Origin of the sequence: Salarchaeum sp. JOR-1 (assembly GCF_007833275.1) — an archaeon.
Lineage (GTDB): Archaea > Halobacteriota > Halobacteria > Halobacteriales > Halobacteriaceae > Salarchaeum.
The window spans coordinates 1439215-1464210 of record NZ_CP042241.1 but is presented as its reverse complement, the minus strand read 5'-3'; the positions used below and the strand labels follow the sequence as shown (position 1 = coordinate 1464210).

Here is a 24996-nt window from a genome sequence, read left to right as displayed (position 1 = left end):
CTCCGCTTCCGCGCCGCCCCACACAGAGGTGAACGTTCAAATAGGAGGGCGCGGCCAGCGGCGGGTGATGTACTGACGAGCGGCGTGCGGGAGTCCGGTTCGGTGACGGCGACACACTCCCGTGCGCGACTGGCCGTGTCGCCTGCACGCCACTTTTCCGCGAGAACGCCCACCCACAGGTATGGACGACGAAGCGATAGCGCGCGTCGCGGCGCTGGTGCGGGACGCGGAGACCGTGAGTGTGCTCACTGGGGCGGGCGTCTCCACCGCGTCCGGCATCCCAAGTTTCCGCGGCGAGGACGGCATCTGGGGCGAAAAGTTCGACCCGCAGGACTTCCACCGGCGGCGGTTCGACCGCGACCCCGCGGGGTTCTGGCGCGACCGGCTCGACCTCTACGACGCGATGCGGCCAGACGGCGTCGAACCGAACGCCGCCCACCGCGCGCTCGCAGACCTCGAAGCCACGGGTGCCATCGACGGCGTCATCACCCAGAACACGGACGGCCTCCACCAAGACGCGGGGAGCGACCGCGTCATCGAACTCCACGGGAACGCCGAGCGCGTCGCCTGCGAGGAGTGCGGTCGGCGGAGCGACGCGGCCGACGCGCGACGGCGCGCAGCGGACGGCGAGCTCCCGCCGACCTGCGAGTGCGGCGGCGTTCTCAAACCCGACGTGGTGTTGTTCGGCGAGCAACTCCCGGCGAATGCGCTGCACGACGCCCGCGACCTCGCGGAGCGCAGCGGCGCCTTCCTCGCCGTCGGATCCTCGCTGACGGTCGACCCCGCGGCCTCGCTCCCGGCGACCGCCGCGCGCGACGGCAGTCTGGTCGTGGTGAACCTCGACGAGACGCGGGCGGACGAACTCGCGTCTGTCGTGCTCCAGGCGGACGTGACGGACGCGCTACCGGCGATAGCGGAACGCGTTCACGAGGCGTAAGGTAGCCGCGACGAACCCGTACACGACCGCGTAGAGCGCTGCCGGGACGACAACAAGCGCCGCGGCGAGTGTCGTAACCGCGAACGCGACCAGCCCCGCGAGGAGAGCGAGGACGACGTGACTCACTGGGTCGCCGCGTTCCACGGTCTCGTGGAGGAACGGCCGGAGGTCGCGCCGCACTGGTCGAAGCAGGCGTTCGTGGAGCGCGGCGGCGACCGTGGACGGTTCGGGGAGCGTCATCGGTCACCCCGCGGGACGCCGACGATGTCGAGTACGTCGCGGAGATCGTGGATTCGGTGACTCGCGTCCGGGCCGTGTGCGTCGGGGCCGAACGCGACGCCGCTGATTCCGTGGCGGGCGGCCCCGGCCACGTCGTGGTCGTAGCGATCCCCGACCATCACCGTTCGCTCGGGCGCGGCGCGGCTCTTCGCGAGCGCGGTCTCGAACATCGCGTCGTCGGGTTTCGTACGGCCGACGGCCTCGCTCGTCGTCACGTCGTCAACGTGGTCGAGAACGCCGAACAAGGAGAGGATGAACTCGCCCTCATCAGTGTCAACGTCGCTCACGATTCCCTGATAGACGCCGGCGTCGGCGAGCGCGGCGACGACCTCGCGTGCGTGCGGGGTCGGTCGGAGGTACCGCCGGGAGGTCGCGCGGAAGAGCGAGACCCACTCGCTGTCGTCGAGGTCGCGGCCGACGACCTCGGAGAGCGCGAGCGCGTACGCCTCGTACGCGGACTGGTACGTGTTCCCGTCTCGTTCGCGGAACTGGCGGCCGACGACGCCGCGCCACTCCTCGAGCGCCGCTCGCGGGTCGGCGTCGAGACCGTGCGCGGCGACGAAGCGCTCCATGAACCGCGTGTGGGCTTCGCGCACCGAGTCCACGTCGAGCAGCACGCCACCGATGTCCCAGAAGACCGCGTCGTACTCCATCTAGTACCACGTCATGCCCGCGTCCACGTTAACGTCTTGGGCGGTGACGTGTCGGTGCTGGACGGCGAGGCGGTACGCGACGTCGGCGACTTCCGCGGGCGTCACCATCTCGTCCAGCATGAGATCCCCGAGGTACTCCTGGCGTTTCACGTCCTCGGGCGTGGTGTCGCGCGCTTCGGCCTGCTTCTCGATGACGTTCTCGATGCGGTCGCCGGCGACCGGACCGGGACAGATGGTGTTCACGGTGACTCCGTCCTCGCCGAACTCGGCGGCGAGCGTACGGCCGAGTCCGACGAGGCCGAGTTTCGAGGCGGCGTACGGGCTTCGGTTCGGGTAGGGGCGCTTCCCGCCCACCGAGGAGACGTTGACGATGCTCCCCTCGTCGCTGTCGCGGAGCGCGCTCGCCGCGTGTTTCGCGCAGAGGAAGGGGCCGGTGAGGTTCGTCTCGAGGGTCGCAGCCCACTCCTCGCGCTCGACGTCTTCGACCGGCTGCGTCGGGCCGGCGATTCCGGCGTTGTTCACGAGCACGTCCAGTCCGCCGTACTCCGCGACGGTCGCGTCGATGGCTGATTCGACGCTCGCTTCGTCGGTCACGTCGCACTCGACGGCGAGCGCGTCCCCGAGTTCGTCGGCGAGGGTCGTGGTGTCGCTGCGCGCGGCGAGCGCGACCGCGAAATCGCCCTCCGCGAACCGCCGCGCGATGGCCTCGCCGATGCCCTGGCTCGCGCCGGTGACGAACGCGACGCCCTCACGCATCGTCGGTCACCAGTTTGAACTTCTGCACCTTCCCGCTCGCCGTCCGCGGCAGGTCGTCGACGAACTCGACCTCCCGGGGGTGTTTGTACTCCGCGAGGTTGTCGAGGCAGAACTCCCGGATGTCGTCCGCGGTCACGTCCGCGTCGGCTGTTCGGACGACGAACGCCTTCACGGTCTCGTTCCGGCGGTCGTCCGGGATGCCGACGACGGCGGCGTCGGCCACGGCGGGGTGTTCGTAGAGGAGGGATTCGACCTCGCTCGGGTAGACGTTGTAGCCCGCGGTGTTGATCATGTGCTTCTTTCGGTCGACGATCTCGTAGTAGTTCTCGGCGTCCCGGCGCGCGATGTCGCCGGTGCGGAAGTAGCCTTCGTCGGTGAACGCTTCGTCGGTCGCGTCCGGGAGGTCGTGGTAGCCCTTCATCACCTGGGGGCCGCGCACGAGGAGTTCTCCGGTCTCGCCGGGTTCGACCTCGTTCCCCGAGGCGTCCACGATTTTCGCGTCCGTCATGCGGAGCGGCTGACCGATGGTGCCGGGCTTGTACCCGAACGACGACCCGACGCCGGTGTGGGTGGCGGCGGTGGTCTCGGTGAGCCCGTAGCCTTCGCTCATCGCGACGCCCGTGCTGTCCTCGAATCGCTCCTGGACGGCGACGGGCATCTTCGCGCCGCCCTCGTTGACGGTGTCGAGCGAGGAGAGGTCGTACTCGCCGAAGGACTCGTCGTTCACCATGTCCACGAACATCGTCGCGACGCCGATGAAGCTCGTGATCTCGTGGTCTTCGATTTCCCGCATGCAGCGTTCGGCGCTCCACTCCGCGGGGTTCCGGACGAACGCCGTACCGCCGCGAATCAGGGTCTGCCACGTGGAGTGCGTGAACCCCGTGATGTGGTAGAGCGGGAGGAAGACGAGTTCGCGCTGCTCCTCGGGCGGGAGGGTGGTGAACTGGAACCCCGAGAACGCCTGTGCGCGGAGGTTGCCGTGCGTGAGCAGCACGCCCTTCGGCTGTCCGGTGGTTCCGGAGGTGTAGGGCTGCATCGCGGTCGTGTCCGCGGCCACGTCCACCGTCGTCGGGTCGCCGGACACCCCGTGGAGCGCGGTCGTGTCCGCGGTGGATTCGCTGACGGTGAGCACGTCGGGATCCGCGCCGATGTCGGTGGCGGCCTCGTGGACGAATTCGACGAGGGCGGGGTGGGTGACGACGGCGCTCGCGTCGGTGTCGTCGAGCTGGTGTGCGAGTTCGCGGGCCTTGTACTGGGGGTTGACGGGGGAGACGACGACGCCGGCGCGGAGGCCCCCGAGGATGGTGGTGACGTACTCGGGGCAGTTCGGGAGGTAGAGGAGGAGGCGGTCGCCCTCGGTGTGGCCGCGGTCGTGGAGGCCGCCGGCGAGCGCGCGCGAGCGCTCGCGGAGGTCGCTGAACGTGAACGAGCGGTTCTCGCCCTCGATTGCTGTGGCGTCGGGTCGCTGGTCGGCCGTCGCGTCGAACAGCGCGGCGGCGTTCGTTCGCTCGGCGTTCTGTAGGTATGCCGGAACGTCCATACCATGACATTCTGTAACATTTGCCATTATCTTACCGGTCGCTCCGGCGGACGCGGATTTATTACCGATGAACCGAAAACGGGTAATTGTCTTAACAATGGTAAGCAGATTCAGCGTGGCGGGCGACACCGCCATCGTCACCGGCGCGTCGTCGGGCATCGGCCGAGCAATCGCGGAACGGTTCGCCGACGACGGCGCGAACGTCGTCGTCTGCTCGCGCGAACAGGAGAACGTCGACCCCGTCAGCGACCACATCAACGACGGCGACTACGACGGAACCGCCCTCGCGGTCGAGTGCGACGTGACCGACCGGGACGCCGTCGACGCGCTCGTTCAGGCGACCGTCGAGGAGTTCGGGTCGGTGGACGTGCTCGTGAACAACGCGGGCGCGTCCTTCATGGCGCCCTTCGAGGACATCAGCGAGAACGGCTGGGAGACGATAGTGGACATCAACCTCACCGGCACCTACCACTGCACGCAGGCCGCCGGCGAGCACATGCGGGAGAACGGCGGCGGCCGCGTCGTCAACCTCGCGTCCGTCGCGGGCCAGCGCGGCAGTCCGATGATGAGTCACTACGGCGCGGCGAAAGCCGGCGTCATCAACCTCACCAAGACGCTGTCCTACGAGTGGTCGGGCGACGACGTGCGCGTGAACTGCATCGCGCCCGGGTTCGTCGCCACGCCCGGCGTCGAGTCCCAGATGGGCGTCAGCGCGGACAACATCGAGCGCGACGACGTCGAGCGCCGCATCGGCACGAGCGAGGAGATCGCCGACCTCGCGCAGTTCCTCGCCAGCCCCGCCTCCTCGTACATCGTCGGCGAGACGGTGACCGCGGCGGGCGTCCCGCGCATCGAGGAGTCCCCCGAAATCTGATGGGGTACTCGGGCGCGGACCTCTTCGTCGACGCCCTCGAACAGTACGGCGTCCAGCACGTCTTCGGGAACCCCGGCACCACCGAGCTTCCCGTGATGAACGCGCTCGCGGGCAGCGACCTCGACTACGTGCTCGGCCTGCACGAGGACGTGGCGGTCGGGATGGCGGCGGGGTACGCGAGCACGCGGCGCTATCACGCGGACGACGACGAGTCCGTGCTCCCCGTGGGGGTGGCGAACCTCCACGTCGCGCCCGGACTCGCGCACGGACTCGGCAACATCTACGGCGCGAGCGTCGCGGGCGCGCCGCTCGTCGTCACCGCGGGCAACCACTCCACCGAGTTCCGTCACGAGGAGCCGATTCTCTCCGGCGACCTCGTGGAGATGACCCAGCAGTTCACGAAGTGGAGCGCGGACGTCCTCGACGTCGAGGCGCTCCCGTCGATGCTCCGCCGGGCGTTCCGCGTCGCGCTGACGCCGCCGACCGGCCCCGTCTTCCTCGGCCTCCCGCTGGACGTGATGATGGCGGAGACGGACGCCGCGCCCGAGCGCCTGGGCGCGGTTCCGAGCGGCGGCCGCGGCGACCGCAGTCAGGTCGAGCGGGCGGCCGACGCGTTCGCGGACGCGGAGAACCCCGTGCTCGTCGTCGGTGACGGCGTCGCGCGCGCCGGGACGGACGCCGTGGACGCCGCGGTCGAGTTGGCGGAGGCGGCGGGGGCGCGCGTGCACGCCGAAATTCTCGCCTGCGAGGTGGACTTCCCGGCGAGCCACGACCAGTGGGTGTCCTACATCCCGCCGGACGAGGACACCGCGCGCACGCTCCTCGACACCGACACGGTCGCGTTCGTCGGGTGTTCGACGAACACGACGCTCACCGCGCACTCGGGCGACCTCGTGCCGGACGCGACGTTCGTCCACGTCGGCGACGACGCGTGGCAGCTCGGGAAGAACCAGCCCGCTGACGTGGCCGTGCTCGGCGACCCCGGCGAGACGATGGCCGAGATCGCCGCTGCGGTCGAGTCCCGCGTGAGCGACGGCGAACGCCAGAGCCGCCTGGAGCGCGTCGCCGCGATGAAGCAGATGGCGCAGGCGGAGATGGCGGGCGACGACGACGTCGACGACCCGCGGCGGTCGAAGGGCGAACTCGTGGACGCGCTCCGGGACGCCGCGCCCGACGCGTACATCGTGGACGAGGGCGTGACCGCGAAGTACGAACTGCTCACGCGGTGGCCGCTCGAACCCGAGCAAGCCATCTCGAACAAGGGCGGCGGCCTGGGGTACGGCCTGCCCGCGTCCGTGGGTGCGGCGCTCGCCGAGTCGATGCGCGACGACCCCCGGCAGGTCGTCGGGCACGTCGGTGACGGCTCCTACCTCTACTACCCGCAGAGCCTCTACTCGGCGGCCCGCTACGACCTCGACCTCACCGTCGTCGTTCCCGACAACCGGAACTACCGCATCCTCAAGAACAACATGCAGGGGCTGTTCGGCGAGGGGGACTACGAGTACGTCGGGATGGACTTCGACCCGCCCGTGGACATCCCGAAGAACGCCGAGAGCCACGGCGCGACCGGCGTTCGCGTCGACCCCGAGGACGACCTCGACGCCGCGCTCGACGACGCGCTCGCCCAGTCAGGCCCCACCGTTGTCGACGTACTCGTCCACGACGAGTAGCGAACCAAACGTTTATTTGCTGTCACTGTGACGTCTTATCCGATGTATAGAGCGGGGCGAACGGACGGGGAGTTCGAGGAGATCCTCGAACGGCTGAAGGAGGAGGGGAGTTCACTCCTCGTCGTCGGGGACGTCCCCGGAGAGGCGTACGCCCGCGCGTCCCGCCGAATGTTCGGTGACGGCGATCACGCCCCCAGGCAGCGCGTGCTCGTGGTCGGCAGTAGCGCCGGCAGCACGCTCCCCACGCGCGTCGGAGAAACGCGCTGTGGCGACAGCGACACCGTCATCACGCACGGCACGAACGCCCGCACTGCCGTCGCGTCGGCGAGCGTCACGCCGCCGGTGACGCCCCACGAGCACGTCCCCGCCGGTGACGCGAACGCGCTCGGCCGCGCGGTTCTCGACCGCATCGACGCGTTCGACGGCGCGTTCGAACCGGGCGAACTCCGCCTCGGCGTCGACACCCTCCAGCCCCTCCTCGACACCGCGGGCGAGTTCCAGACGTTCCGCACCGTCGACCTGCTCTCCGAGCGCGTCCGCCGGGAGCGCGGAATGGCGCACTTCCGCCTCCCGCAACCACGCGAGAACCGGCACGTCCGCCTGCTCGAACCGCTGTTCGACGCCGTCGTCGAACTCCGCGTGACCGACAGCGTGGAACAGCGCTGGAGTCTCCGGGACGAGAACGTGGTCTCTGAGTGGGTTTCTCTCGACGCCTGAGACGACAACACTCTTTTGACGGGTTCGCCGCGTAAGGCGATTCGTATGGAGGAGCGAACCGGGGATACGTTCGACGCCGCCGGAATCGGCGCGCGAATCGACACGCCCCCGCACGGAGGGCTGTCGGTGTACGACCCGATAGCTCGCACGCGGATTCGCGTCGAGACCGACGCGGAGAACGTCCGAGAGCAGGGTGCCGAAGACCGGTTCCCGATGCCGCTCGACGCGGCGGTTTCGTTCCGAACGGACGCGATCACGTTTCCGGTGGTGGTCGCGGTTCACGTCCGGCAGGCCGACGGGACGCACGTCACGCAGACCGACCACTTCGCGTTCGAGGAGTTCCCCGCGGGCGAGTACGTGCTCGACCTCGCGGCCCCGATAAAGCTCTACGTCCGCGCGTCGGGACCGATGACGGTTCGGTCGGACGCGGACACCACGGTCATCGAGTTCGACCGCGAGACGCGGGTGGCGGTCGGCGCGCGGTCGTTCCACGACTCGCCGGCTGGGACGGTGACGACGACCGACGACCCCCGGGACGTGATGGAGGCCGTGAACGCGTTCGGGCACGCGCTGAAGACGCAGGAGCCCGCGCGGTCGTACCCGACGCTCCGCGGCCACCCGCCGCGGCTGGAGCGCGGGGACGAACTCGTGATTCCGCCGGGCCTGGAAGCCCCCGAGACGGACGTCCGGATGGCCGTGCCGCCGCGTTTCGAGTACATTTATCCGGCGGTGTCGCTCGCGTACTACCTCGGCGCGCGACTGGTGCCCGGCGAGACGCCCGAGATTCGGACGGCGGACGGGTTCACGTACTCGCTCGACCGCGAGGGCGGGTACGAGGCGACAGTCGCGCGCACCCTGAAGCAAGTGTTCGTACTGGACTGTGTAGCCCGCACAGAGGGGTACTACGAGGTGCCGCTGTTCGAGCGCGCCGCCCTCGAAGCGTCGCTCGACATCTCGTTCTCGGAGGCGCGCGCGGCGTCGCCGACGGAGCGACTCGCCACTTACCTCTCGGTGCCGTTCGAGTCCGTGGAGCCGTACTGTCCGACGTGGAAGCTCACCGCGGACGTGACGCCGAGCGCGGAGTACCTCGAACTCGTTCCCTACCTCGTGGACGAACTCGCGGTCGTGCGGACGCCGACGGACGACGCCGTCGCGAGCGCGACCGAGCAGGCGGAGTCGGTTCGCGAGTTCTACCGCGCGACGGACGGCGGGACGAACGGCGGGCGGTACGTCCGGCCGACCGCGGCCGACTCCGTCGAGCAGACGTGGGCTGGCGAGGGGACGCCGATCGGCGCGAGCAAAGCGATGGTCGCGGCGTACGAGAACCGCGTGAACCGCTCGCTCGCGCCCGGCGACATCGGCATCACCGTAGTATGTAACGAGACGGATATGATAGAGGAGCGGGACATGACGAACACGGTGTACGGGTCGCGGGACGAGCTCCCGTTCGACGTGCGCCAGCACGAGAACCTCACCCAGGCGGAACTCCGCGAGGTGCTGGCTGCGGACACGGACTTCCTCCACTACATCGGGCACATCGACGAGGAGGGAATCGAGTGCGCGGACGGGAAACTCGCGCTCGACAGCATCGAGACGACGGGCGTCGACGCGTTCTTCCTGAACGCGTGTTCCTCGTATCGGGTCGGCGCGAAGCTCGTCGAGGCGGGCGCAATCGGCGGTATCGTCACGCTGAGCGACGTGCTGAACAACGCGGCCGTGACGATGGGGAAGGCGCTCGCCCGCCTCCTGAACGTCGGGTACCCGCTGAACGTCGCGCTCGAAACCGCGCGAAACGAGAGTTACGCGGGCGGCCAGTACGTCACTATCGGCGACGGCGGCCTCGGCATCGTCCAGCCGGAGTCGAACCTCCCGGATCTCGTTGAAATTACTGACGTGCGGGACGGCACCGTGGATATCACGTACCGGACGTTCCTGACACGGTCGTTCGATCTCGGGACGATGATGGCGCCGACGATACGGAGCGAGTCGATGTACTACCTCGCGCCGGTGAGGGACGGGCTGGAGTACACGCTGAGCGTAGAGGAGCTGGTGGAGTTCGTCGACAGAAGAACGCCGATTCGGTTCGACGGGTCGTTACACTGGGCCGATACGTTCGATTTCTCGCGGTTGGATTAGGGGCCGTTGATGGCGACGTTGCTTGCGGAGACGGCGCCCGTCTGGGCGAGGAGGAGCGTCATCGTGAAGAGGACGCCGATCATGCGGGGGTTGTCAGTGAGGAACGATGCGATCTTGCCCTGGTTGCTTTCGGACATTGCAATCGTTTATATCACCCATTTTTAGATAAATATTTTTTATATATTCGCACACGTGTACGTCTAAAAAACTCGCCGACCGCCGATCGTGAACGCCCGCGCGACACTCGGAGCAGTTTTTGCCCCGGTCTTCGAGTGATACCACCACACATACTTATGTGGTCCGTCCTGTAAGACCACACCGTACCAATGGTTAACGAAGGTAGTCAGAACGACAATGGGCGTTGTTCTGGTAACGAAGTCGAGGGGGAACGAAACATCGTTAGCGCTATAGGGGCGAGTGCGGATCGGCGGACGTTCCTCAAGGGAACGGGTGCGGCCGGCCTCGCGGCGTCCGCCGGCTGTCTCGGCGGCGGCAGCAGCAGTGACGCGCCGAGCGGCACGTTCAAAGTCGGCGTCCTCACCTCACACACGGGCACGGAGAACCCGATCGGGAACTCTATCGCGCGCTCCGCGGAGCTCGCCGCCGAGGAGCTGAACGCGAACGGCGGCGTCCTCGGAAACGACGTCGAGGTGTTCGTGAAGACGACGAACGAACAGCCCCAGCGCGGGAAGACGAAGTACGAGGAGCTCACCGTCAGCGAGAACGTCGACTTCACGACCGGCGTGTTCACGAGCGAGGTTCTCCTCAACCTCATGGACAGCATCGCGGGCCAGCAGAAAGTCCACATGACCGCGGGCGCAGCGACGCCCGAGGCCTCCACGATGCTGAAGGACGAGTACGAGAAGTACAAGTACTGGTTCCGAACCGGCCCCGTGAACGCGCACTTCCTCGGCGCGAACATGGTGGACTTCGCGGAAGCGAACTTCTCCGACATGGGCTGGGACTCCGTCTACGTCCTCACCGAGGACTACACGTGGACCGAGCCCGTGGACGAAGTCCTCCGGAACCAGCTCGCGGACGCCGGCGTCGAAGTCGCGGGGATGAAGCGGTACTCGGGCGAAACGAAGGACTTCTCCACCATCTACGACCAGGTGGAGGCGTCCGGCGCGGACGCCGCGTTCGTCGCGATGGCGCACTCCGGAAGCACGGCGCTCGTCCAGTACGCGAAACAGCAGCGTCCGTTCGCGTTCGGCGGCATCCACGTGCCGATGCAGCTCCCCTCCTACTGGGGGCTCGTCAACGGCGCGTGCGCGTACGGCGTCACCCAGAACACCGCGACGCCGAACTCCGAAATCACGGAGAAGACGGTTCCGTACGCGAACGCGTACCACGATATGGTCGGAAAGTACCCCGTCTACACGGGCTACATCGCGTACGACGCCGTGAAGAACTACGCGGCCGCGGCCGAGAACGCGGGGTCTCGGAACCCCGACGACGTGGTCGCCGAACTGGAGAGCATGAGCTTCACCGGAACTGCCGGCACGGTTCGGTACTACGGGAAGAACGCGGAGTACCCGCACGACGTCGTGTACGACCGAACCGGCGAGAACGGCGTCCGTCCGCTCTGGCTCCAGTGGAAGCCGACCGAGAGCGGGGACGGCGGCAAGCAGACCACCATCTACCCGGACAGCCTCGCAGCCGGCGAGTACGAGAGTCCGCCCTGGGTATAAGATGGCGCTGCCACTGATCGACGTCGTCGCGAACGCCGTGATGATGAGCGCGCTGTACGCGCTCGTCGCCATCGGCTTCACCCTCATCTTCGGGGTGGGCGGCGTCCTCAACCTCGCGCACGGCGCGACCGTCACCATCGGCGCGTTCAGCGCGTACTACGCCTCGGAAGTGTTCGGCTTTAGCATCTGGGTCGGCGCGCTCGCCGCCATCCTCGTACCCGGGCTGTTCAGCGCGGCGCTCTACAAGGGGATGATTCAGCGCGTCGAGGACGACCCGATAACGGTGATGATTCTCACGCTCGTCACCGCCATCGCCGTCGAAGAGATCATCAAGCAAGGGTTCGGCACGCAGCCCGCGGTCATCTCCTCCCTCCTGACGGGACAGGTCTCCATCGCGGGCGGCATCCAGGCGAACAGCCTCCTCGTGTTCGCGCTCTCCTGGGTCATCATCGGCCTCCTGTTCTTCGCCATCAACTACACGAAGACCGGGAAGGCCATCCTCGCGACGAGCATGTCGACGAAGGGGGCGTCCCTCGTCGGTATCGAAAGCGACCGCATGTACCTCTACACGTGGGTGCTCGCGGGCGCGTTCGCCGGCCTCGCCGGCCTCTTCCTCGGGTCGATTCAGACCGCGTCCTGGAGCATGGGACGTGCGCCGCTCGTCCTGTCGTTCAGCATCGTCGTCCTCGGGGGCATCGGCTCCATCCGCGGGAGCGTCATCGGCGCGTACATCATCGGCTTCCTCGAGACGTTCACGATGTCGTACGTCGATTCCTCGCTCAGCGGACTGGCGTCACTGGTGGTACTGGTACTGATACTGCTCGCGAAACCCGAAGGCCTGTTCGGCCGTGAATTCACCGAGTGACGATGTCGGACACACTCACTTCGAAGCTGAATCCGCTGTCGCTCCCGCTCCGCCAACAACTGGGACTGCTCGCGCTCGCGCTCCTGGGGCTCACGCCGTTCTGGATGGAGCTCCTGTACGCGGGCGACCAGGGCCTCCTGCACATCCGCACGATCACGATCGCGATGTTCATCGGGATGTTCGCGATGAGCTGGGATTCGGTGTCGGGCTACACGGGCCAGATAAGCTTCGGGCACGCGCTCTTCTTCGCCATCGGCGGCTACGGGAGCGCGCTGTTGAACCTCGGCTGGGGCGTCCCGCCGGTCGCCGCGGTCGCGCTCGGCACGGTGCTCGCGGCGGTCGCGGGCCTCCTCATCGGCGTGCCCGCGCTCCGCCTCGAAGGCCCCTATCTGTCGCTCGTGACGCTGGTCGCGCCGCTCATCCTGCTCCAGGTTTTCATCTGGCGCAGCGACGTGTTCGGCGGCGAACTCGGCGTCTCCAACCCCGACCCGCTCGTGGCGACCAGCGGGTTCGCACAGGAGACGTACGTGTACTTCTACGTCGGGTTCGCGCTGTTCGTCCTGATACTCGCCGTGCTGCTCGCGGTGACGCGCTCGGACGCCGGATCCATCCTCACCGCGATCCGAGAGGACGAGGACGCCGTCGCGGCGTCCGGCCTGAACCCGGCGAAGTTCAAGACGTTCGCGTTCGTGCTGTCCGCGAGCGTCGGCGGTCTCGCGGGCGCGGTGTTCGTGCACACGCCGATGGCGAGTCCGACGCCGAGTCAGTTGCTCGCGCAGACGGTGAGCATCGAGGTCATCATCGCGTCCGTGCTGGGCGGGATGGGAACCATCGTCGGCGCGGCGCTCGGCGGGATGTTCCTCAGCGTCTTCCGCAGCCAGCTCAGCAACGTGAACGCGACCGTTCCGGGTCTCGGCGTGAGCGTCGGCGACCTCGACCTCGTCATCTTCGCAGTCGTCACCCTGTTCATCCTGTTCGCGCTCCCGGGCGGCGTGCTCCGCTGGGGTATCGTCACGGGCCGCAGCCTCATCGGCGCGGACGGCGCGGCCGCGGACGGCGGCCGGACGCCCGTCGAGCAGACGCTGGAGCGGTTCCGCGAGTTCTTCCGGGGTGGTCGGGATGACTGAGTACGCGCCCGACGACGGCCTGCTCGTCCTGAACAACCTCCGGAAGGAGTTCGGCGGCCTCACCGCCGTGGACGACCTCTCCTTCGTCGTGGAGGCGGGAGAAATCCTCGGGTTCATCGGCCCGAACGGCGCGGGGAAGTCCACGACGTTCAACTGCGTCACCGGCGCGTACGAACCGACGAGCGGGAGCGTCCACTACCACGGCGAGGACGTGACCGGCGAACCCGCCTACGAGATGGTGAAGCGCGGAATGGCGCGCACCTTCCAGTCGTTCAAGCCGCTGGACGACCGAACCGTCCTCCGGAACGTCGCGCTCGCGCTCGCACCCGACAAGCTGTTCTCGCTCTCCGGGCTCCGCGGGGAGACCGAAGAGCGCGCACGCGAACTCTGCGAGCGCGTCGGCCTCGGCGACCGCCTCCACCAGACGCCGGACGAACTCCCGCACGCCGGACTGCTCCGCCTCGAACTGGGGCGTGCGCTCGCGACCGACCCCGACCTCCTCCTGGTCGACGAACCGTTCGCGGGCTTGTCGAGCGGCGAGGTCACGGAGCTAAGCGACCTCCTCACCGACCTCCGCGACGAGGGCATCACGCTGGTCGTCGTCGACCACAACATGCGCGGCCTGCTCTCCCTCATCGACCGCGCAATCGTCATCCAGTTCGGCGCGAAAATCGCGGAGGGAACGCCCGAGGAGATACGGAACGACGAGACCGTGCAGGAAGCCTACCTGGGAGGGGACGAGATATGATTCTGAACATCGACGACCTCGCCGTGTCGTACGGGGAAGTGACGGCGCTCCGCGGCGTCAGCCTCGGCGTCGAGGAGGGGAGTATCGTGAGCGTCATCGGGCCGAACGGCGCCGGGAAATCCACGCTCGCGAACACCGTGACGGGCTTCCGGCCGTACGACGGGAGCGTCACGTACGACGGCACGGAAGTGGCGTCCGTGGACGCGAGCGACCTCGTCGCCGACGGCCTCATCCACTGCACGGAAGACCGCGACCTCTTCGGGTACATGAGCGTCGAGGACAACCTCACGCTCGGCGCGTACCGCCACGGCGACGGCGAGGCCGAACGGTTGGAGTACGTCTACGACGTGTTCCCGACGCTCGAAGAGCGCAAGGGACAGAACGCGCGCACGATGAGCGGCGGCGAGCAACAGATGCTCGCCATCGGCCGCGCCCTGATGGGCGACCCCGAGTTGCTCATCCTGGACGAACCGACGCTCGGCCTCGCGCCCGTCATCCTCGAAGACATCTCCGACGCCATCGAGGAGATCCGAGCGGACGGCGTCACCGTCCTGCTGTGCGAGCAGAACGTGACGTTCGCGATGAACCACGCCGACCACATCTACCTCCTGGAGAACGGCCGCATCGAGAAGGACGGCACGCCGGACGACCTGCGGGGCGACGACTACATCCGGGACGCCTACCTCGGCGGCTAATTCCGCGCCCTTCTTTTCCGTCGCGCTCCAAGCCGCGGTAGTGTCAGAGGAGTTCTCGCTGTCCGCGTTCTACGACGCGCTCGAATCCGTCGGGAGTCCCGTCGTCACCGCGACGGACGTGGCGACCCACCGCGAGGAGTCGCAGGCCGACGCGAGCGACGGCCTCGACGACCTCGTGGGAGAGGGCGTGGAACGCCGGGACGTGTCGAACGACCCCGTTGTCTACTATCCCTCGGATTACGCGGCGACCGCGGAGACCGAGCGCGTCGTCGTGTTCCCCGAGCAGCGCGAGGTCGTCGTCGACCAGCCCCGGCAGTTCACGCGCGCCCGCCTCAGCCAGTTCGCGCACCTGGCGGACACGACGCGGGACGGCGCGTACCGGTACCGAGTCAGGAAGGAGGACGTGTGGAGTTCGCCCTACGACTCCCTCGACGACCTGCTCGCGGCGGTTCGGGAGGTGACGAACCGCCGCTCCGACCCCATCGAGGAGTTCGTGGAGGGCCAGTGGCGGCGCGCCCACCAGTTCACGCTCCGCACGCACGAGGAAGGGTACACCGTGCTGGAGGCCGCGTCGGACGACGTGATGGGGAACGTCGCCCGACAGAAATTGGACGACTCCCACCTTCGCGCGCCCATCAGCGACGACACGTCCTGGGTGAACGCGGAGAAGGTCTCGGAAGTGAAGCGCGTCCTCTACGAGGCCGGGTATCCCGTGCGGGACGAACGCGACCTCGACGGCGGCGAACCGCTCGACGTCGAACTCACCCTCGACCTGCGGGACTACCAGGCGGACTGGGTCGCGCGCTTCGAGCGCCAGGGGTCGGGCGTGCTCGTCGGGCCGCCGGGGAGCGGGAAGACCGTCGCCGGGATGGGCGTGATGGCGTCCGTCGGCGGCGAGACCCTCATCCTCGTTCCGTCCCGCGAGCTGGCGTCGCAGTGGCGGGAGAACCTGCTCGAACACACCACGCTCACCGACGACCAAATCGGCGAGTACCACGGCGGCCGGAAGGAGCTGCGCTCTGTGACCATCGCGACCTACCAGACGGCGGGGATGGACAGACACCGACAGCTGTTCGACTCGCGGGAGTGGGGGCTCATCATCCTCGACGAAGCCCATCACATCCCGAGCCCGGTGTTCCGGCGCGCGGCGAATCTCCAGAGCAAGCACCGACTGGGCTTGAGCGCGACGCCGATCCGGGAGGACGACCGCGAGACCGACATCTACACGCTCGTCGGGCCGCCGATCGGGACGGACTGGGACGCGCTGTTCGACGCGGGGTTCGTGCAGGAGCCCGAAGTCGAAATCCGGTACGTGCCGTGGCGCTCCGAGGACGACCGCTACGAGTGGGCGTCCGCTGACGGTCACGAGCGCCGGAAGCGCGCGGCCTCGAACCCCGCGAAGGTCGAGGAGATCCGACACCTGCGCGCGGCGCACTCGGAGGCGAAGACGCTGATTTTCGCGGACTACCTCGACCAGGGCGACCGACTGGCGGACGCCCTGAACGTCCCGTTCGTGAGCGGGGAGACGCCGCATCCGCGACGAGAACGGCTGTTCGGGCAGTTCCGGAGCGGGGAGCGGGACGCGCTCATCGTCTCCCGGGTGGGCGACGAGGGAATCGACCTCCCGGACGCCGAACTCGCTATCGTCGCGTCCGGCCTCGGCGGGAGTCGACGGCAGGGCGCGCAGCGCGCGGGCCGGACGATGCGGCCGGCCGGCCGCGCGCTCGTCTACGTCCTCGCCACCCGGGGCACGGAAGAAGAAGACCACGCGCGGCGGCGGACGCGCCATCTCTCCGAGAAGGGCGTGCGGGTGCGGGAGGCGGACGCGCAGGCGGTCGCGTTCCGGGACTAGCGGAGGCGTTCGCGGAGCGCAGTCTGTGTGACGCGCGCGACGGTGTCGGGCGTCGGCGGGCGTTCGCGGAAGCCCGTGCCGGTGGCGACGACCGCCACGTCGTCGGCCTCGTCGAGTCGTCCCGACTCGGTGAGTTCGCGGACGGCGGCGAGCGACGTGGCGGACGCGGCCTCGACAGCGAGCCCGGCGCGTTCGGCGAGCGCGCGCTGCGCGTCGAGGATGGCGTCGTCGTCCACGGAGCGCACGCTCCCGCCGGTGTCGCGGGCGGCGCGAAGCACTCGAGTCCCGCTCGGCGGGTCGGCGTTCGCGATGGAGTACGCGACAGTCTCCGTACTATTGTCGATGGGCGAGATGGTCTCGTCGCCGTTCCGGTAGGCGCGTGCGATGGGGTCGCAGGCGGCGGCCTGCGCGAAGTGGAGTTCGGGAACGGACTCGATTGCGCCGGCGGCGTCGAGTTCCCGCACGGCCTTCCACGTGCCGCTCGCGTGCCCGCCGGAGGAGACGGGGACGACGACGGCGTCCGGGACGCCGTCGAACTGGTGGAGGAGTTCGACGACGGTGGTCTTCTGACCGGCGACGCGGAGCGGGGAGTCGGAGTTGACGAACGTCGGCGAGAGCGAGAACGATGCCTCGTAGAGCCGTCCGTAGTCGCCAGAGACGGCGTACAGTTCGGGGTCGTAGCGCGCGATGTGCCCGAGGCGTTCCTCGGGGATCCCGTCGGGGACGAGCACGACGGCGTCCATGCCGGCGCTCGCGGCGTGCGCGGCGGTGCTCATCGCCATGTTCCCGTGACTGACGGTGCCGATTGCGTCCGCGCCGCGTTCGCGGAGCGCGGCCGTGGCGACCGCCGTTCCCCGATCCTTGAACGACCCGGTCGGGTTCGCGGACTCGTCCTTCACGCGCACCCGACAGCCGGCGTAGTCGTCGAGACGGGGCGCACGCACGAGCGGCGTGCCCCCGGCCGCGCGCTCGATTCCCACGGGATTGCTCGCCGGCAGGAGGTCGCTGTACGCCCAGAGACTTCCCGAAGTCTCGGGCCACGCGAAGTCGGTCGCGAGTTCGTACCAGAGCGTCTCCCCGCAGTCGCAGTGCTGGCGGTCGCCGTCGGGGTACGTGTTCCCGCAGGCGTCGCAGACGAGGTCGGACATACCCCGTGGTTCGCGGACTACCGGCAAAACCTCGGGGGGTCGGACGCAACCCTCCTTACCCTCCACGCACTACACGGGGTATGGTCGAGAAATCCGACGCGGAGTGGCGCGCGGAACTCACGGACGAAGAGTACCGCATCCTCCGCGAGGCGGGAACCGAGCGAAAGTTCACGGGCGAGTTCGTCGGGAAGGACGACGACGGCACGTACGTCTGCGCGGGCTGTGGGACGACGCTGTTCGACTCCGAGACGAAGTTCGACGACGAGGGGTCGGGCTGGCCGAGTTTCTACGACGCCGTCGAGGGAAGCGTGGAGTTCCGGGACGACGACAGCATGGGGATGCGCCGCATCGAGGTTCGATGCGCGGAGTGCGGCGGCCATCTCGGTCACGTCTTCGAAGACGGCCCGGATCCGACCGGGAAGCGCTACTGCATCAACTCCGCCGCGCTCGACTTCGAAGAAACGTAGGCCGCTCACTCGGCGCGCCAGTGTGGCGCGCGCGATATCTCCTGCGCGGAGTGTTCGTGGAGGATGTGGAGGACGTCGTAGATGAAGTCGGTGAGTCCGGGCGCGGTCTCGGGTTCGAGCGAGACGAGCGTGCCGCGTTCGTCACCCTGAATGAAGTGGCGGAGGAGCGCGTCGTCGAACGCGCGGATGGTGCAGTATAGCGATCCGAGGCTGTAGAGCGACTCCTGCGCGGTCCGCCCCACGTCCATGAGGCGGAGGTCGTCCGCGATATCCGCCAGCGTTTCCTCGCCGAGTGACCCGCTCACGTCGGGCGAGAGCTGGGTGGTGACTGTTTCTCGGTCGTAGTGTGCGACCCCGTGGAAGTTCGCGCCGAGCGATTCGCGCAGATACGCTAGCAGTTCGTCGGGAACCGAGTCCGGCATGCGCGGGTGTTCGTCATCTCGCCAGGGCCCTCCACCATAGTGTACGTGTGAGTATGCGGGTTACACGATATCAGCGTCGTCCAGCACGTATCAGGAACGCCGAGTCGAAAGGGATTTCTCGAACACGAGAATCCCGAGGTCGCCGCCGTCGATTTCGACGCTGGTGCGCGCGGTCTGCTCGTAGCCGTTCTGCCGGTAGAAGGCGTGCGCGGGTTCCTGGCGGGCACTCGTGGAGAGGGCGAGTCGCGCGTGTCCGGCGTCCGCCGCACGCGCTTCGAGTTCGTCGTACATCGCCTGCCCGAACCCCCGGCGGTGGTGGTCCGGATGGACGTGCATCCGCTTCACCTCCGCAGTGTGCTCGGTGACAGTGACGAGGTCGGCGGCGACGCCCTTCGGCGGGCGGAACGCGGCGGTCGCCACCAGCTCGCCGTCCAGCAGTCCGACGAGGAACTCGCCGCCGGACTCGACGTACTCCGCGATGCGGTCGCCGTCCACGAGCGCGGGCGCGTCCTCGAAGTAGGCGTTCGCGTGCCGGAGCGCGGCTTCGATGACGGCGTCCGCGGCGTCGCGGTCGCCGGGTTCGTACCGTCGAATCCTGAGGCTCACACGCGCCGTACGGCATCGAGCCGTATCGGTGTTCGCGTCCCGGTGAGCGCCGCAGCGGCGGGTGGCTTTACCCAGTGGGCGCGCGACACCCCGCTATGGTCACGGAACTCGCCACGGGCGTCTACGACCTCGAACTACCGCTGACGACCGACGACGGGACGCGCGTGTTCCACGCGGTCGCCATCGAGACCGACCACGGCGTCGTCCTCGTGGACGCCGGCCTCCCGAACCAGTCCGACGACGTGCGAGCGGCGCTCGACGAACTCGGGCACGACGTGGACGACGTGTCCATCCTCCTGTTCACGCATCAGGACGGCGACCACGTCGGCGCGGCCGCCGACCTCCTCGCGGACACCGACGCGGTGACGATGGCGCACGGGAGCGACGTACCCGCCATCGACGGCCGCCAGGAGCCCATCAAGGGCGGCGGCGAACGCTACCCGCCCGTGGACGTGGCGGTGGAACTCGTCGAGGGCGTCACGTTCACCGCGAGCGCCGGCCCCGTCGAGGTCGTGGAGACGCCCGGTCACACGCCCGGCCACGTCTCCCTGCACGTCCCCGACGCCGACCTCCTGCTCGCCGGGGACGCGCTCATCGGCGGCGAGAACGGCGTGGAGGGGCCGAACGAGCGCGTGACGCCCGACCTCGAACGAGCGTACGAGTCGGTGACTCACCTCGCGGAGTACGAGTACGACCGCGTGCTCTGCTATCACGGCGGTCTCGTCGAGGCGACAGAAGAAGACGTGGCGGCGCTCGACCCCTAGTCCTCCCCGGGCGTGTAGGGGAGGTCGGGGTCGTCGAACCGGTCGCGGAGAACCTTCTTGTCGAACTTCCCGGTCGCGGTCTTCGGCACCTCGTCGACGAACACCACGTCGTCGGGCAGCCACCAGGACGGGAACTCCGATTCGAGGAAAGTTCGGAGTTCCTCGACCCCGATGTCGCTGCCGTCGCGGCGGACGACGCACGCGAGCGGGCGTTCCTGCCAGGTGTCGTGGGGGACGCTGATGACCGCGGCCTCCACCACGTCCTCGTGCGACATCAACTGGTTCTCCAGCTCGATACTCGAAATCCACTCGCCGCCGGACTTGATGACGTCCTTCGCGCGGTCGACGATTTCGAGGTAGCCGTCCTCGTCCACCACGACGATGTCCCCCGTCTTCAGCCACCTTTCGGAAGACCCGTCTTCCGTACTCCCGGTCGCGGCGCTCCCGGGAACGTCCTGGAAGTCCTCCTCGTTGGCTTCGGGGCGGTTGTAGTACTCGTCGACGACGGTCGGGCCGCGCACGAGCAGTTCGCCCGGCGTCTGGCCGTCCCAGGGGACGTCCTCGCCGTCGTCGTTCACGACCCGCATTTCGAGGCCGGGCGAGAGGAGGCCCTGGGTCGCGCGGAGGTCGTACTCCTCGCTCCGCGAGACGTCCATCGTGGACTTCGGGCGGCTGACGGAGCCGATGCTCATCGTCTCCGTCATTCCCCACGCGTGCTCGATGGCGACGCCGTACTCCTCCTCGTAGCGCTCCATCACGCCCTTCGGCGCGGCGCTGCCGCCGACGACGATGCGCTCGAGGCTGCTGAGGTCGGCGTCGTGGTCGTCGAGGTAGTCGAGGACGTTGATCCAGACGGTCGGAACGCCCGCGGTGAGCGTCACGCCCTCCTCCTCGATGAGGCGCACGAGATCCGCGGGGTCGGGCGACGGCCCGGGATACACCTGGCGTGCGCCCGCCATCGTGACGGCGTACGGGAACTCCCAGGAGTTCACGTGGAACATCGGGACGACCGGCATCACCACGTCGTCCTCCGCGATGTCGAGCGCGGCGGGCGTCATCGTCATCATCGCGTGCGAGTAAATCATCTTCTGCGTGTACTCGACGCCCTTCGGTTTGCCCGTCGTCCCCGACGTGTAACACATGCCTGCTGGCTGGTCTTCCGACACGTCCGGCCACGACTCTACGGGATCCGCGTCGTCGACGAGGTTCTCGTACGCGTGCACGTTCGAGAGCTCCGTCTCCGGCACCTCGTCGTCCATCACGACGATATGGCGAACCGACTCGAACGAGTCGTGGAGGCGTTCGACGTCCTCGAACGCGTCCGGATCCACCAGAAGCACGTCGTCAGCCGCGTCGGTGACGATGTGTTCGAGGTGGTCGTCGTGCAGCAGGAGATTCACCGTGTGGAGCTGCGCGCCCAATAGCGGGGCGGCGTAGTACGCCTCGAAGTGCCGGTGGTGGTTCCAGCCGAGCGTGCCGACGCGGTCGCCCTGCTCGACGCCGAGTTCGGTGAGCGCGCCCGCGAGCCGGCGAACGCGGTCACCGAACTCGGCGTACGTGTACTCGAACCGGCCGTCGTGCGTCCGGGAGACGATGCGTTTCTCGGGGAAGAGCCGTGTCGCCCGCCAGAAGAACGGGCGGAGCGTGAGATCCGTACTCATCTATTCGAGTTCACCACTGGAGACCGAGAGGTAGTCCTCGAGGAGATCCTCGCGCTGCTCTATCTCCTCGATTTCGCCGTCGAAGACGATTTCGCCCTTGTCGATGATGTAGCCGCGTTCCGCGAGGTCGAACGCGAACTGGACGTTCTGTTCGGTCAGGAGCACCGTGACGTTCTGCTCCACGACGTCGTTGAGAACCTCGCGCAGGTCGTCCACGATGACGGGCGCGAGGCCCTCCGTCGGTTCGTCGAGGAGGAGCACGTCCGGATCCTGGACGAGCGCGCGGGCGACGGACAGCATCTGCTGTTCGCCCCCGCTGAGGTTCTGTCCGTTGCTCGACTTCAGTTCCGCGAGCACCGGGAAGATGTCGTACATCTCGTCGACCGTGCGGTCGCTCGCGGGCGCGAGGCGCTTCGCGAGCGAGAGGTTCTCCTGCACGGTGAGCGTCGGGAACACGCGCCGGTCTTCCGGCACGAGTTTGACGCCGAGGTCGGAGATGGCGTCCACGTCCATCCCGCTTATCTGCTGGCCGCGGTACGTCACGGTTCCCTCGCGGGGCGGGACGACGCCGACGATACTCCGCATCGTCGTCGTCTTCCCCGCGCCGTTCCGTCCGAGGAGCGTGACGACTTCGCCCTCGTCGAGGTCGAGATCGACCCCGTGGAGGATGTGGCTGTTCCCGTAGTAGGCGTGCACTCCCTCGACGGTGAGCACGCGGTCGCCCTCCGTCATTGGCGCTCACCCAGGTAGGCCGTGGTCACGTCCTCGTTCGCCATCACTTCGTCCGGCGTGCCGTTCGCGATGAGTTCGCCCCGGTGCAGGACGAGGATGCGGTCGCTGATTTCGAGAACCATGTCGATGTCGTGTTCGGTGAGGACGAACGTCGTGTCCGTCGTCTCGTCCAGTTCCTTGATGAGTTCGACCATCTCCTCGGACTCCGAGGGGTTCATGCCCGCGGTCGGTTCGTCGAGGAGGACGACCGCGGGGTCGGTCGCGAGCGAGAGCGCTATCTCGACCTTCCGCTTGTCGCCGTGACTGAGGTTCGACGCCTCCGTCTCGGCCACGTCGGAGAGACCGGTGAGTTCGAGAACCTCCTCGGCGGCATCCCGGAGTTCCTCGTCCTCGTGGTACCGCGAGAGGAGTTCGGACGAGCGGTCGGTCGCGCTGACGCGCGCGACCCGGAGGTTGTCCAGCACGGACAACCCCTCGAAGTTGTTGTTAATCTGGTACGCGCGGGAGAGGCCGCGCTGTGCGATGTCGTGCGGCGGCAGGCCGGTGACGTTCTCCAGGTCGCCGCTGCGCCCCCGGAGGAACACCTCGCCCGCGGTCGGGTCGAGGCGGCCGGAGAGGAGGTTGTAGAACGTCGTCTTCCCCGCGCCGTTCGGCCCGATGATGGACGTGACTTCCTCCGAGTCTATCTCGACGCTGACGTCGTCGACCGCGCAGAGCGCGCCGAACTCGCGGCGCAAGTCTTCCGTCCTGAGAACGGTCGTCACGTCGACTCACCTCCGTCCCCGCGAACGCGCTTGACGGCCCACTTCAGGAGGCCGGAGACGCCGCGCGGCGCGAACACCACGATGACGAGGATGAGCGCCCCGAACACGAGCTGCCAGTGCGCTTCGAGCATCGGGAACTGCGTGATGCCCCACCGGATGTACCGGTAGAACAGCGCACCGACCGTTGGGCCGATGAACGAGTACGGCCCGCCGAACACGGTCATGATGACGGGTTCGGCGCTGATCGACCAGTGCAGGCTCGCGCCGGGCGAGAGCGAACTGTGCAGTGGCGCGACGAGCACGCCCGCGATACCCGTGAACACGGCCGAGAGCACGAACGCCGCCCACTGGTGGCGCCGAACGTCGATGCCGAGGCCGGACGCGCGCTCCGAGTTCTCCCGGATGGCCTCCGAAACGAGGCCGAACGGCGAGTTCGCCACCCGCCAGAGGATGTACATCGCGGGCGCGACGACGAGCAGGATGACGAAGTAGTACGTCACCCTGTCGTAGAGCGAGAGCGTGAACCCGAACAGGTTCGCCGTGTTGAGCAGGACGAGAATCCCGTCGCTGCCGTTCGTGACGCCGAAGTAGTTCTGATTCACGAGCGTATACAGCGCCATGCTGAACGACAGCGTCAGCATCGCGAAGTAGATCTCCTCCAGTCGAACGCTCAGGTAGCCGACCGGAATCGCGATGGCCGTCGCGACGAGAACGCCGAGGACCGCCGCGACGACGAACGCGACGAGCGGCGTCGCGCCGCCGAACGGGAGGCTGGGCGCGACGTCACGGAGGAAGATGCCGAGCGCGTAGCCGGCGCCCCCGTAGAACATCGCGTGCCCGAACGACAGCAGTCCGGTGTACCCGTAGAGGAGGTTGAAGGCCGTCGCGAACAGCGCGAGCACGAGCACCTCCGACAGTACGTACGTCTGGAACGTGGGGAGGACGAACGGGGCGACGACGAGCAGGGCGAACGCGACGATTGCGGTGCGTCGCGCGGGAAGCCCGAGAATCGTTTCGTTGCTCACTGTTCTTCACCCCCGAACAGTCCTTCCGGTCTGAAGATGAGTACGAGAATCATTGCGAGGAACGGGAGGAGTTGGCCGACGCCCGATGCGACGAGGACGCCGAAGCTCTGCAGGAGGCCGATGAACATCGCGCCGACGAACGCCCCGGTGAACGATCCGAGGCCGCCGATGACGACGATGATGAACGCGTTGATGATGACTTGGTCGCCGAGCGCGGGCGTAAACGCCTGCATCGGGGCGGCGAGCGCGCCCCCGATACCGGCGAGGAAACTCCCGGCGAAGAACACGCCCGTGTAGAGCCGTGGGACGTTCACGCCGAGCAACGCGGCCATGTCGCGGTCGCTGGACGTGGCGCGCACGAGCCGTCCGAGGTAGGTTCGCTGGATGGCGTACCAGAACACGCCCATCGCGGCGAACCCGACGACGATGACGAACAGCCGGTACGCGGGGTAGCTCGTGCCGAGGAACTGGACGTTCGACGCGAGGAGTTCGGGCGTCGCCATCGTCTGGTTTCCCGACCCCCAGACGGTTCGCGTGAGGTCGGAGATGATGAGTACCAGCGCGAACGTGAGGATGAGCTGGTCGAGTTCGTCGCGGTCGTACACGCGCCGAATCAGCCCCATCTCGATGATCGCGCCGACCGCGCCGACCGCGAGACCGGCCGCGATCAGCCCCACCCAGAAGTTTCCGGTGGCGTTCTGCACGACCGTCAGGGAGACGTACGCGCCGATCATGTAGAGCGCGCCGTGCGCGAAGTTCAGCACGCCGAGCACGCCGAAGATGAGACTGAGGCCGATGGCGACGAGGAAGTAGCGACTCCCCAGGCTCAGTCCGGTGAGTATCTCTTGAATCGGTAGCGCCATGCTG

General features: G+C 67.9%; 26 protein-coding genes. 13 read left to right on the top strand and 13 right to left on the bottom strand.

Annotated elements, in window-relative coordinates:
* The first annotated feature begins 181 nt into the window (after positions 1 to 181).
* Complete coding sequence (locus tag FQU85_RS08720; protein ID WP_145846944.1) at positions 182 to 937, top strand: NAD-dependent protein deacylase; 756 nt, start codon at positions 182 to 184, stop codon at positions 935 to 937.
* Here the strand turns inward: FQU85_RS08720 and FQU85_RS08715 are convergent.
* From FQU85_RS08715 to FQU85_RS08700, 4 genes are read right to left on the bottom strand one after another with little or no spacing between them, the layout of a single operon-like run.
* On the bottom strand, positions 902 to 1177 hold the full coding sequence (locus FQU85_RS08715) for a hypothetical protein (RefSeq protein WP_145846942.1): 276 nt from the start codon (positions 1175 to 1177) through the stop codon (positions 902 to 904). The genes FQU85_RS08720 and FQU85_RS08715 overlap by 36 nt on opposite strands.
* A complete protein-coding gene (locus FQU85_RS08710; RefSeq protein ID WP_145846939.1) occupies positions 1174 to 1869 on the bottom strand; it encodes an HAD family hydrolase in 696 nt (231 codons plus the stop codon). The genes FQU85_RS08715 and FQU85_RS08710 overlap by 4 nt, the downstream gene beginning before the upstream one ends.
* Positions 1870 to 2625, bottom strand: a complete 756-nt coding sequence (locus tag FQU85_RS08705; protein WP_145846937.1) for an SDR family NAD(P)-dependent oxidoreductase — start codon at positions 2623 to 2625, stop codon at positions 1870 to 1872.
* Positions 2618 to 4165, bottom strand: a complete 1548-nt coding sequence (locus tag FQU85_RS08700) for a class I adenylate-forming enzyme family protein (protein ID WP_145846935.1) — start codon at positions 4163 to 4165, stop codon at positions 2618 to 2620. Before FQU85_RS08700 ends, FQU85_RS08705 begins: the two co-directional genes overlap by 8 nt.
* 97 nt (positions 4166 to 4262) lie before the next feature.
* Here FQU85_RS08700 and FQU85_RS08695 point away from each other — a divergent pair, with 97 nt between their 5' ends.
* The 4 genes from FQU85_RS08695 to FQU85_RS08680 are packed head-to-tail and all read left to right on the top strand — an operon-like array spanning position 4263 to position 9562.
* Positions 4263 to 5039: an SDR family NAD(P)-dependent oxidoreductase gene (locus FQU85_RS08695; protein WP_145846933.1), complete on the top strand. Its 777-nt coding sequence runs from the start codon at positions 4263 to 4265 to the stop codon at positions 5037 to 5039.
* Complete coding sequence (locus tag FQU85_RS08690) at positions 5039 to 6709, top strand: thiamine pyrophosphate-binding protein (protein WP_145846931.1); 1671 nt, start codon at positions 5039 to 5041, stop codon at positions 6707 to 6709. The genes FQU85_RS08695 and FQU85_RS08690 overlap by 1 nt, the downstream gene beginning before the upstream one ends.
* Before the next feature lie 42 nt (positions 6710 to 6751).
* Positions 6752 to 7426, top strand: coding sequence for a hypothetical protein (locus FQU85_RS08685; protein ID WP_145846929.1), 675 nt, complete (start codon positions 6752 to 6754; stop codon positions 7424 to 7426).
* Between the two features lie 45 nt (positions 7427 to 7471).
* Complete coding sequence (locus FQU85_RS08680) at positions 7472 to 9562, top strand: caspase family protein (protein WP_240792410.1); 2091 nt, start codon at positions 7472 to 7474, stop codon at positions 9560 to 9562.
* Here the strand turns inward: FQU85_RS08680 and FQU85_RS13345 are convergent.
* A complete protein-coding gene (locus FQU85_RS13345; RefSeq protein WP_168219962.1) occupies positions 9559 to 9699 on the bottom strand; it encodes a hypothetical protein in 141 nt (46 codons plus the stop codon). The genes FQU85_RS08680 and FQU85_RS13345 overlap by 4 nt on opposite strands.
* Before the next feature lie 189 nt (positions 9700 to 9888).
* Between FQU85_RS13345 and FQU85_RS08675 the strand changes: the two genes are divergently transcribed.
* The 6 genes from FQU85_RS08675 to FQU85_RS08650 are packed head-to-tail and all read left to right on the top strand — an operon-like array spanning position 9889 to position 16540.
* Positions 9889 to 11253 (top strand): ABC transporter substrate-binding protein, encoded by a 1365-nt coding sequence (locus tag FQU85_RS08675; protein WP_145846928.1) that lies wholly within the window; start codon positions 9889 to 9891, stop codon positions 11251 to 11253.
* A 1-nt stretch (position 11254) separates the two neighbouring features.
* Positions 11255 to 12118 (top strand): branched-chain amino acid ABC transporter permease, encoded by an 864-nt coding sequence (locus FQU85_RS08670; protein ID WP_145846926.1) that lies wholly within the window; start codon positions 11255 to 11257, stop codon positions 12116 to 12118.
* Between the two features lie 2 nt (positions 12119 to 12120).
* Positions 12121 to 13245, top strand: a complete 1125-nt coding sequence (locus FQU85_RS08665; RefSeq protein ID WP_145846924.1) for a branched-chain amino acid ABC transporter permease — start codon at positions 12121 to 12123, stop codon at positions 13243 to 13245.
* Positions 13238 to 13993 (top strand): ABC transporter ATP-binding protein, encoded by a 756-nt coding sequence (locus FQU85_RS08660; protein WP_145846922.1) that lies wholly within the window; start codon positions 13238 to 13240, stop codon positions 13991 to 13993. Before FQU85_RS08665 ends, FQU85_RS08660 begins: the two co-directional genes overlap by 8 nt.
* Positions 13990 to 14688: an ABC transporter ATP-binding protein gene (locus FQU85_RS08655; protein ID WP_145846919.1), complete on the top strand. Its 699-nt coding sequence runs from the start codon at positions 13990 to 13992 to the stop codon at positions 14686 to 14688. Before FQU85_RS08660 ends, FQU85_RS08655 begins: the two co-directional genes overlap by 4 nt.
* A gap of 40 nt (positions 14689 to 14728) precedes the next feature.
* A complete protein-coding gene (locus FQU85_RS08650; protein WP_145846917.1) occupies positions 14729 to 16540 on the top strand; it encodes a DEAD/DEAH box helicase in 1812 nt (603 codons plus the stop codon).
* Here FQU85_RS08650 and FQU85_RS08645 read toward each other — a convergent pair.
* Complete coding sequence (locus tag FQU85_RS08645; protein WP_145846915.1) at positions 16537 to 17688, bottom strand: threonine synthase; 1152 nt, start codon at positions 17686 to 17688, stop codon at positions 16537 to 16539. The two genes, FQU85_RS08650 and FQU85_RS08645, sit on opposite strands and share 4 nt — an antisense overlap.
* Positions 17689 to 17768: 80 nt before the next feature.
* Between FQU85_RS08645 and msrB the strand changes: the two genes are divergently transcribed.
* Entirely contained in the window at positions 17769 to 18155 is a 387-nt protein-coding gene (gene msrB / locus FQU85_RS08640; protein WP_145846913.1) for a peptide-methionine (R)-S-oxide reductase MsrB, read from the top strand.
* Positions 18156 to 18160: 5 nt separating this feature from the next.
* Here the strand turns inward: msrB and FQU85_RS08635 are convergent, their stop codons facing one another.
* Together FQU85_RS08635 and FQU85_RS08630 are read right to left on the bottom strand one after the other, a co-directional pair.
* Positions 18161 to 18577, bottom strand: a complete 417-nt coding sequence (locus FQU85_RS08635; protein ID WP_145846911.1) for a hypothetical protein — start codon at positions 18575 to 18577, stop codon at positions 18161 to 18163.
* 90 nt (positions 18578 to 18667) lie between these two features.
* Positions 18668 to 19183 (bottom strand): GNAT family N-acetyltransferase, encoded by a 516-nt coding sequence (locus FQU85_RS08630; protein WP_168219961.1) that lies wholly within the window; start codon positions 19181 to 19183, stop codon positions 18668 to 18670.
* Between the two features lie 95 nt (positions 19184 to 19278).
* On the opposite strand from FQU85_RS08630, the gene FQU85_RS08625 reads away from it, so the two are divergent.
* Positions 19279 to 19947 carry an MBL fold metallo-hydrolase gene (locus FQU85_RS08625; protein WP_145846907.1) on the top strand — a complete coding sequence of 223 codons (669 nt, stop codon included), beginning with the start codon at positions 19279 to 19281 and terminating at the stop codon, positions 19945 to 19947.
* Here the strand turns inward: FQU85_RS08625 and FQU85_RS08620 are convergent.
* The 5 genes from FQU85_RS08620 to FQU85_RS08600 are packed head-to-tail and all read right to left on the bottom strand — an operon-like array spanning position 19944 to position 24992.
* The gene (locus FQU85_RS08620) at positions 19944 to 21608 is read right to left on the bottom strand and encodes a long-chain fatty acid--CoA ligase (RefSeq protein WP_145846905.1); all 1665 of its coding nucleotides are present in this window, start codon (positions 21606 to 21608) and stop codon (positions 19944 to 19946) included. The genes FQU85_RS08625 and FQU85_RS08620 overlap by 4 nt on opposite strands.
* Positions 21609 to 22340, bottom strand: a complete 732-nt coding sequence (locus tag FQU85_RS08615; RefSeq protein ID WP_145846902.1) for an ABC transporter ATP-binding protein — start codon at positions 22338 to 22340, stop codon at positions 21609 to 21611. It abuts the gene before it with no gap.
* Positions 22337 to 23104, bottom strand: a complete 768-nt coding sequence (locus FQU85_RS08610) for an ABC transporter ATP-binding protein (protein ID WP_145846899.1) — start codon at positions 23102 to 23104, stop codon at positions 22337 to 22339. The genes FQU85_RS08615 and FQU85_RS08610 overlap by 4 nt, the downstream gene beginning before the upstream one ends.
* Positions 23101 to 24129, bottom strand: a complete 1029-nt coding sequence (locus FQU85_RS08605; RefSeq protein WP_145846896.1) for a branched-chain amino acid ABC transporter permease — start codon at positions 24127 to 24129, stop codon at positions 23101 to 23103. The genes FQU85_RS08610 and FQU85_RS08605 overlap by 4 nt, the downstream gene beginning before the upstream one ends.
* Positions 24126 to 24992, bottom strand: coding sequence for a branched-chain amino acid ABC transporter permease (locus FQU85_RS08600; RefSeq protein WP_145846894.1), 867 nt, complete (start codon positions 24990 to 24992; stop codon positions 24126 to 24128). Before FQU85_RS08600 ends, FQU85_RS08605 begins: the two co-directional genes overlap by 4 nt.
* Positions 24993 to 24996: the final 4 nt, after the last annotated feature.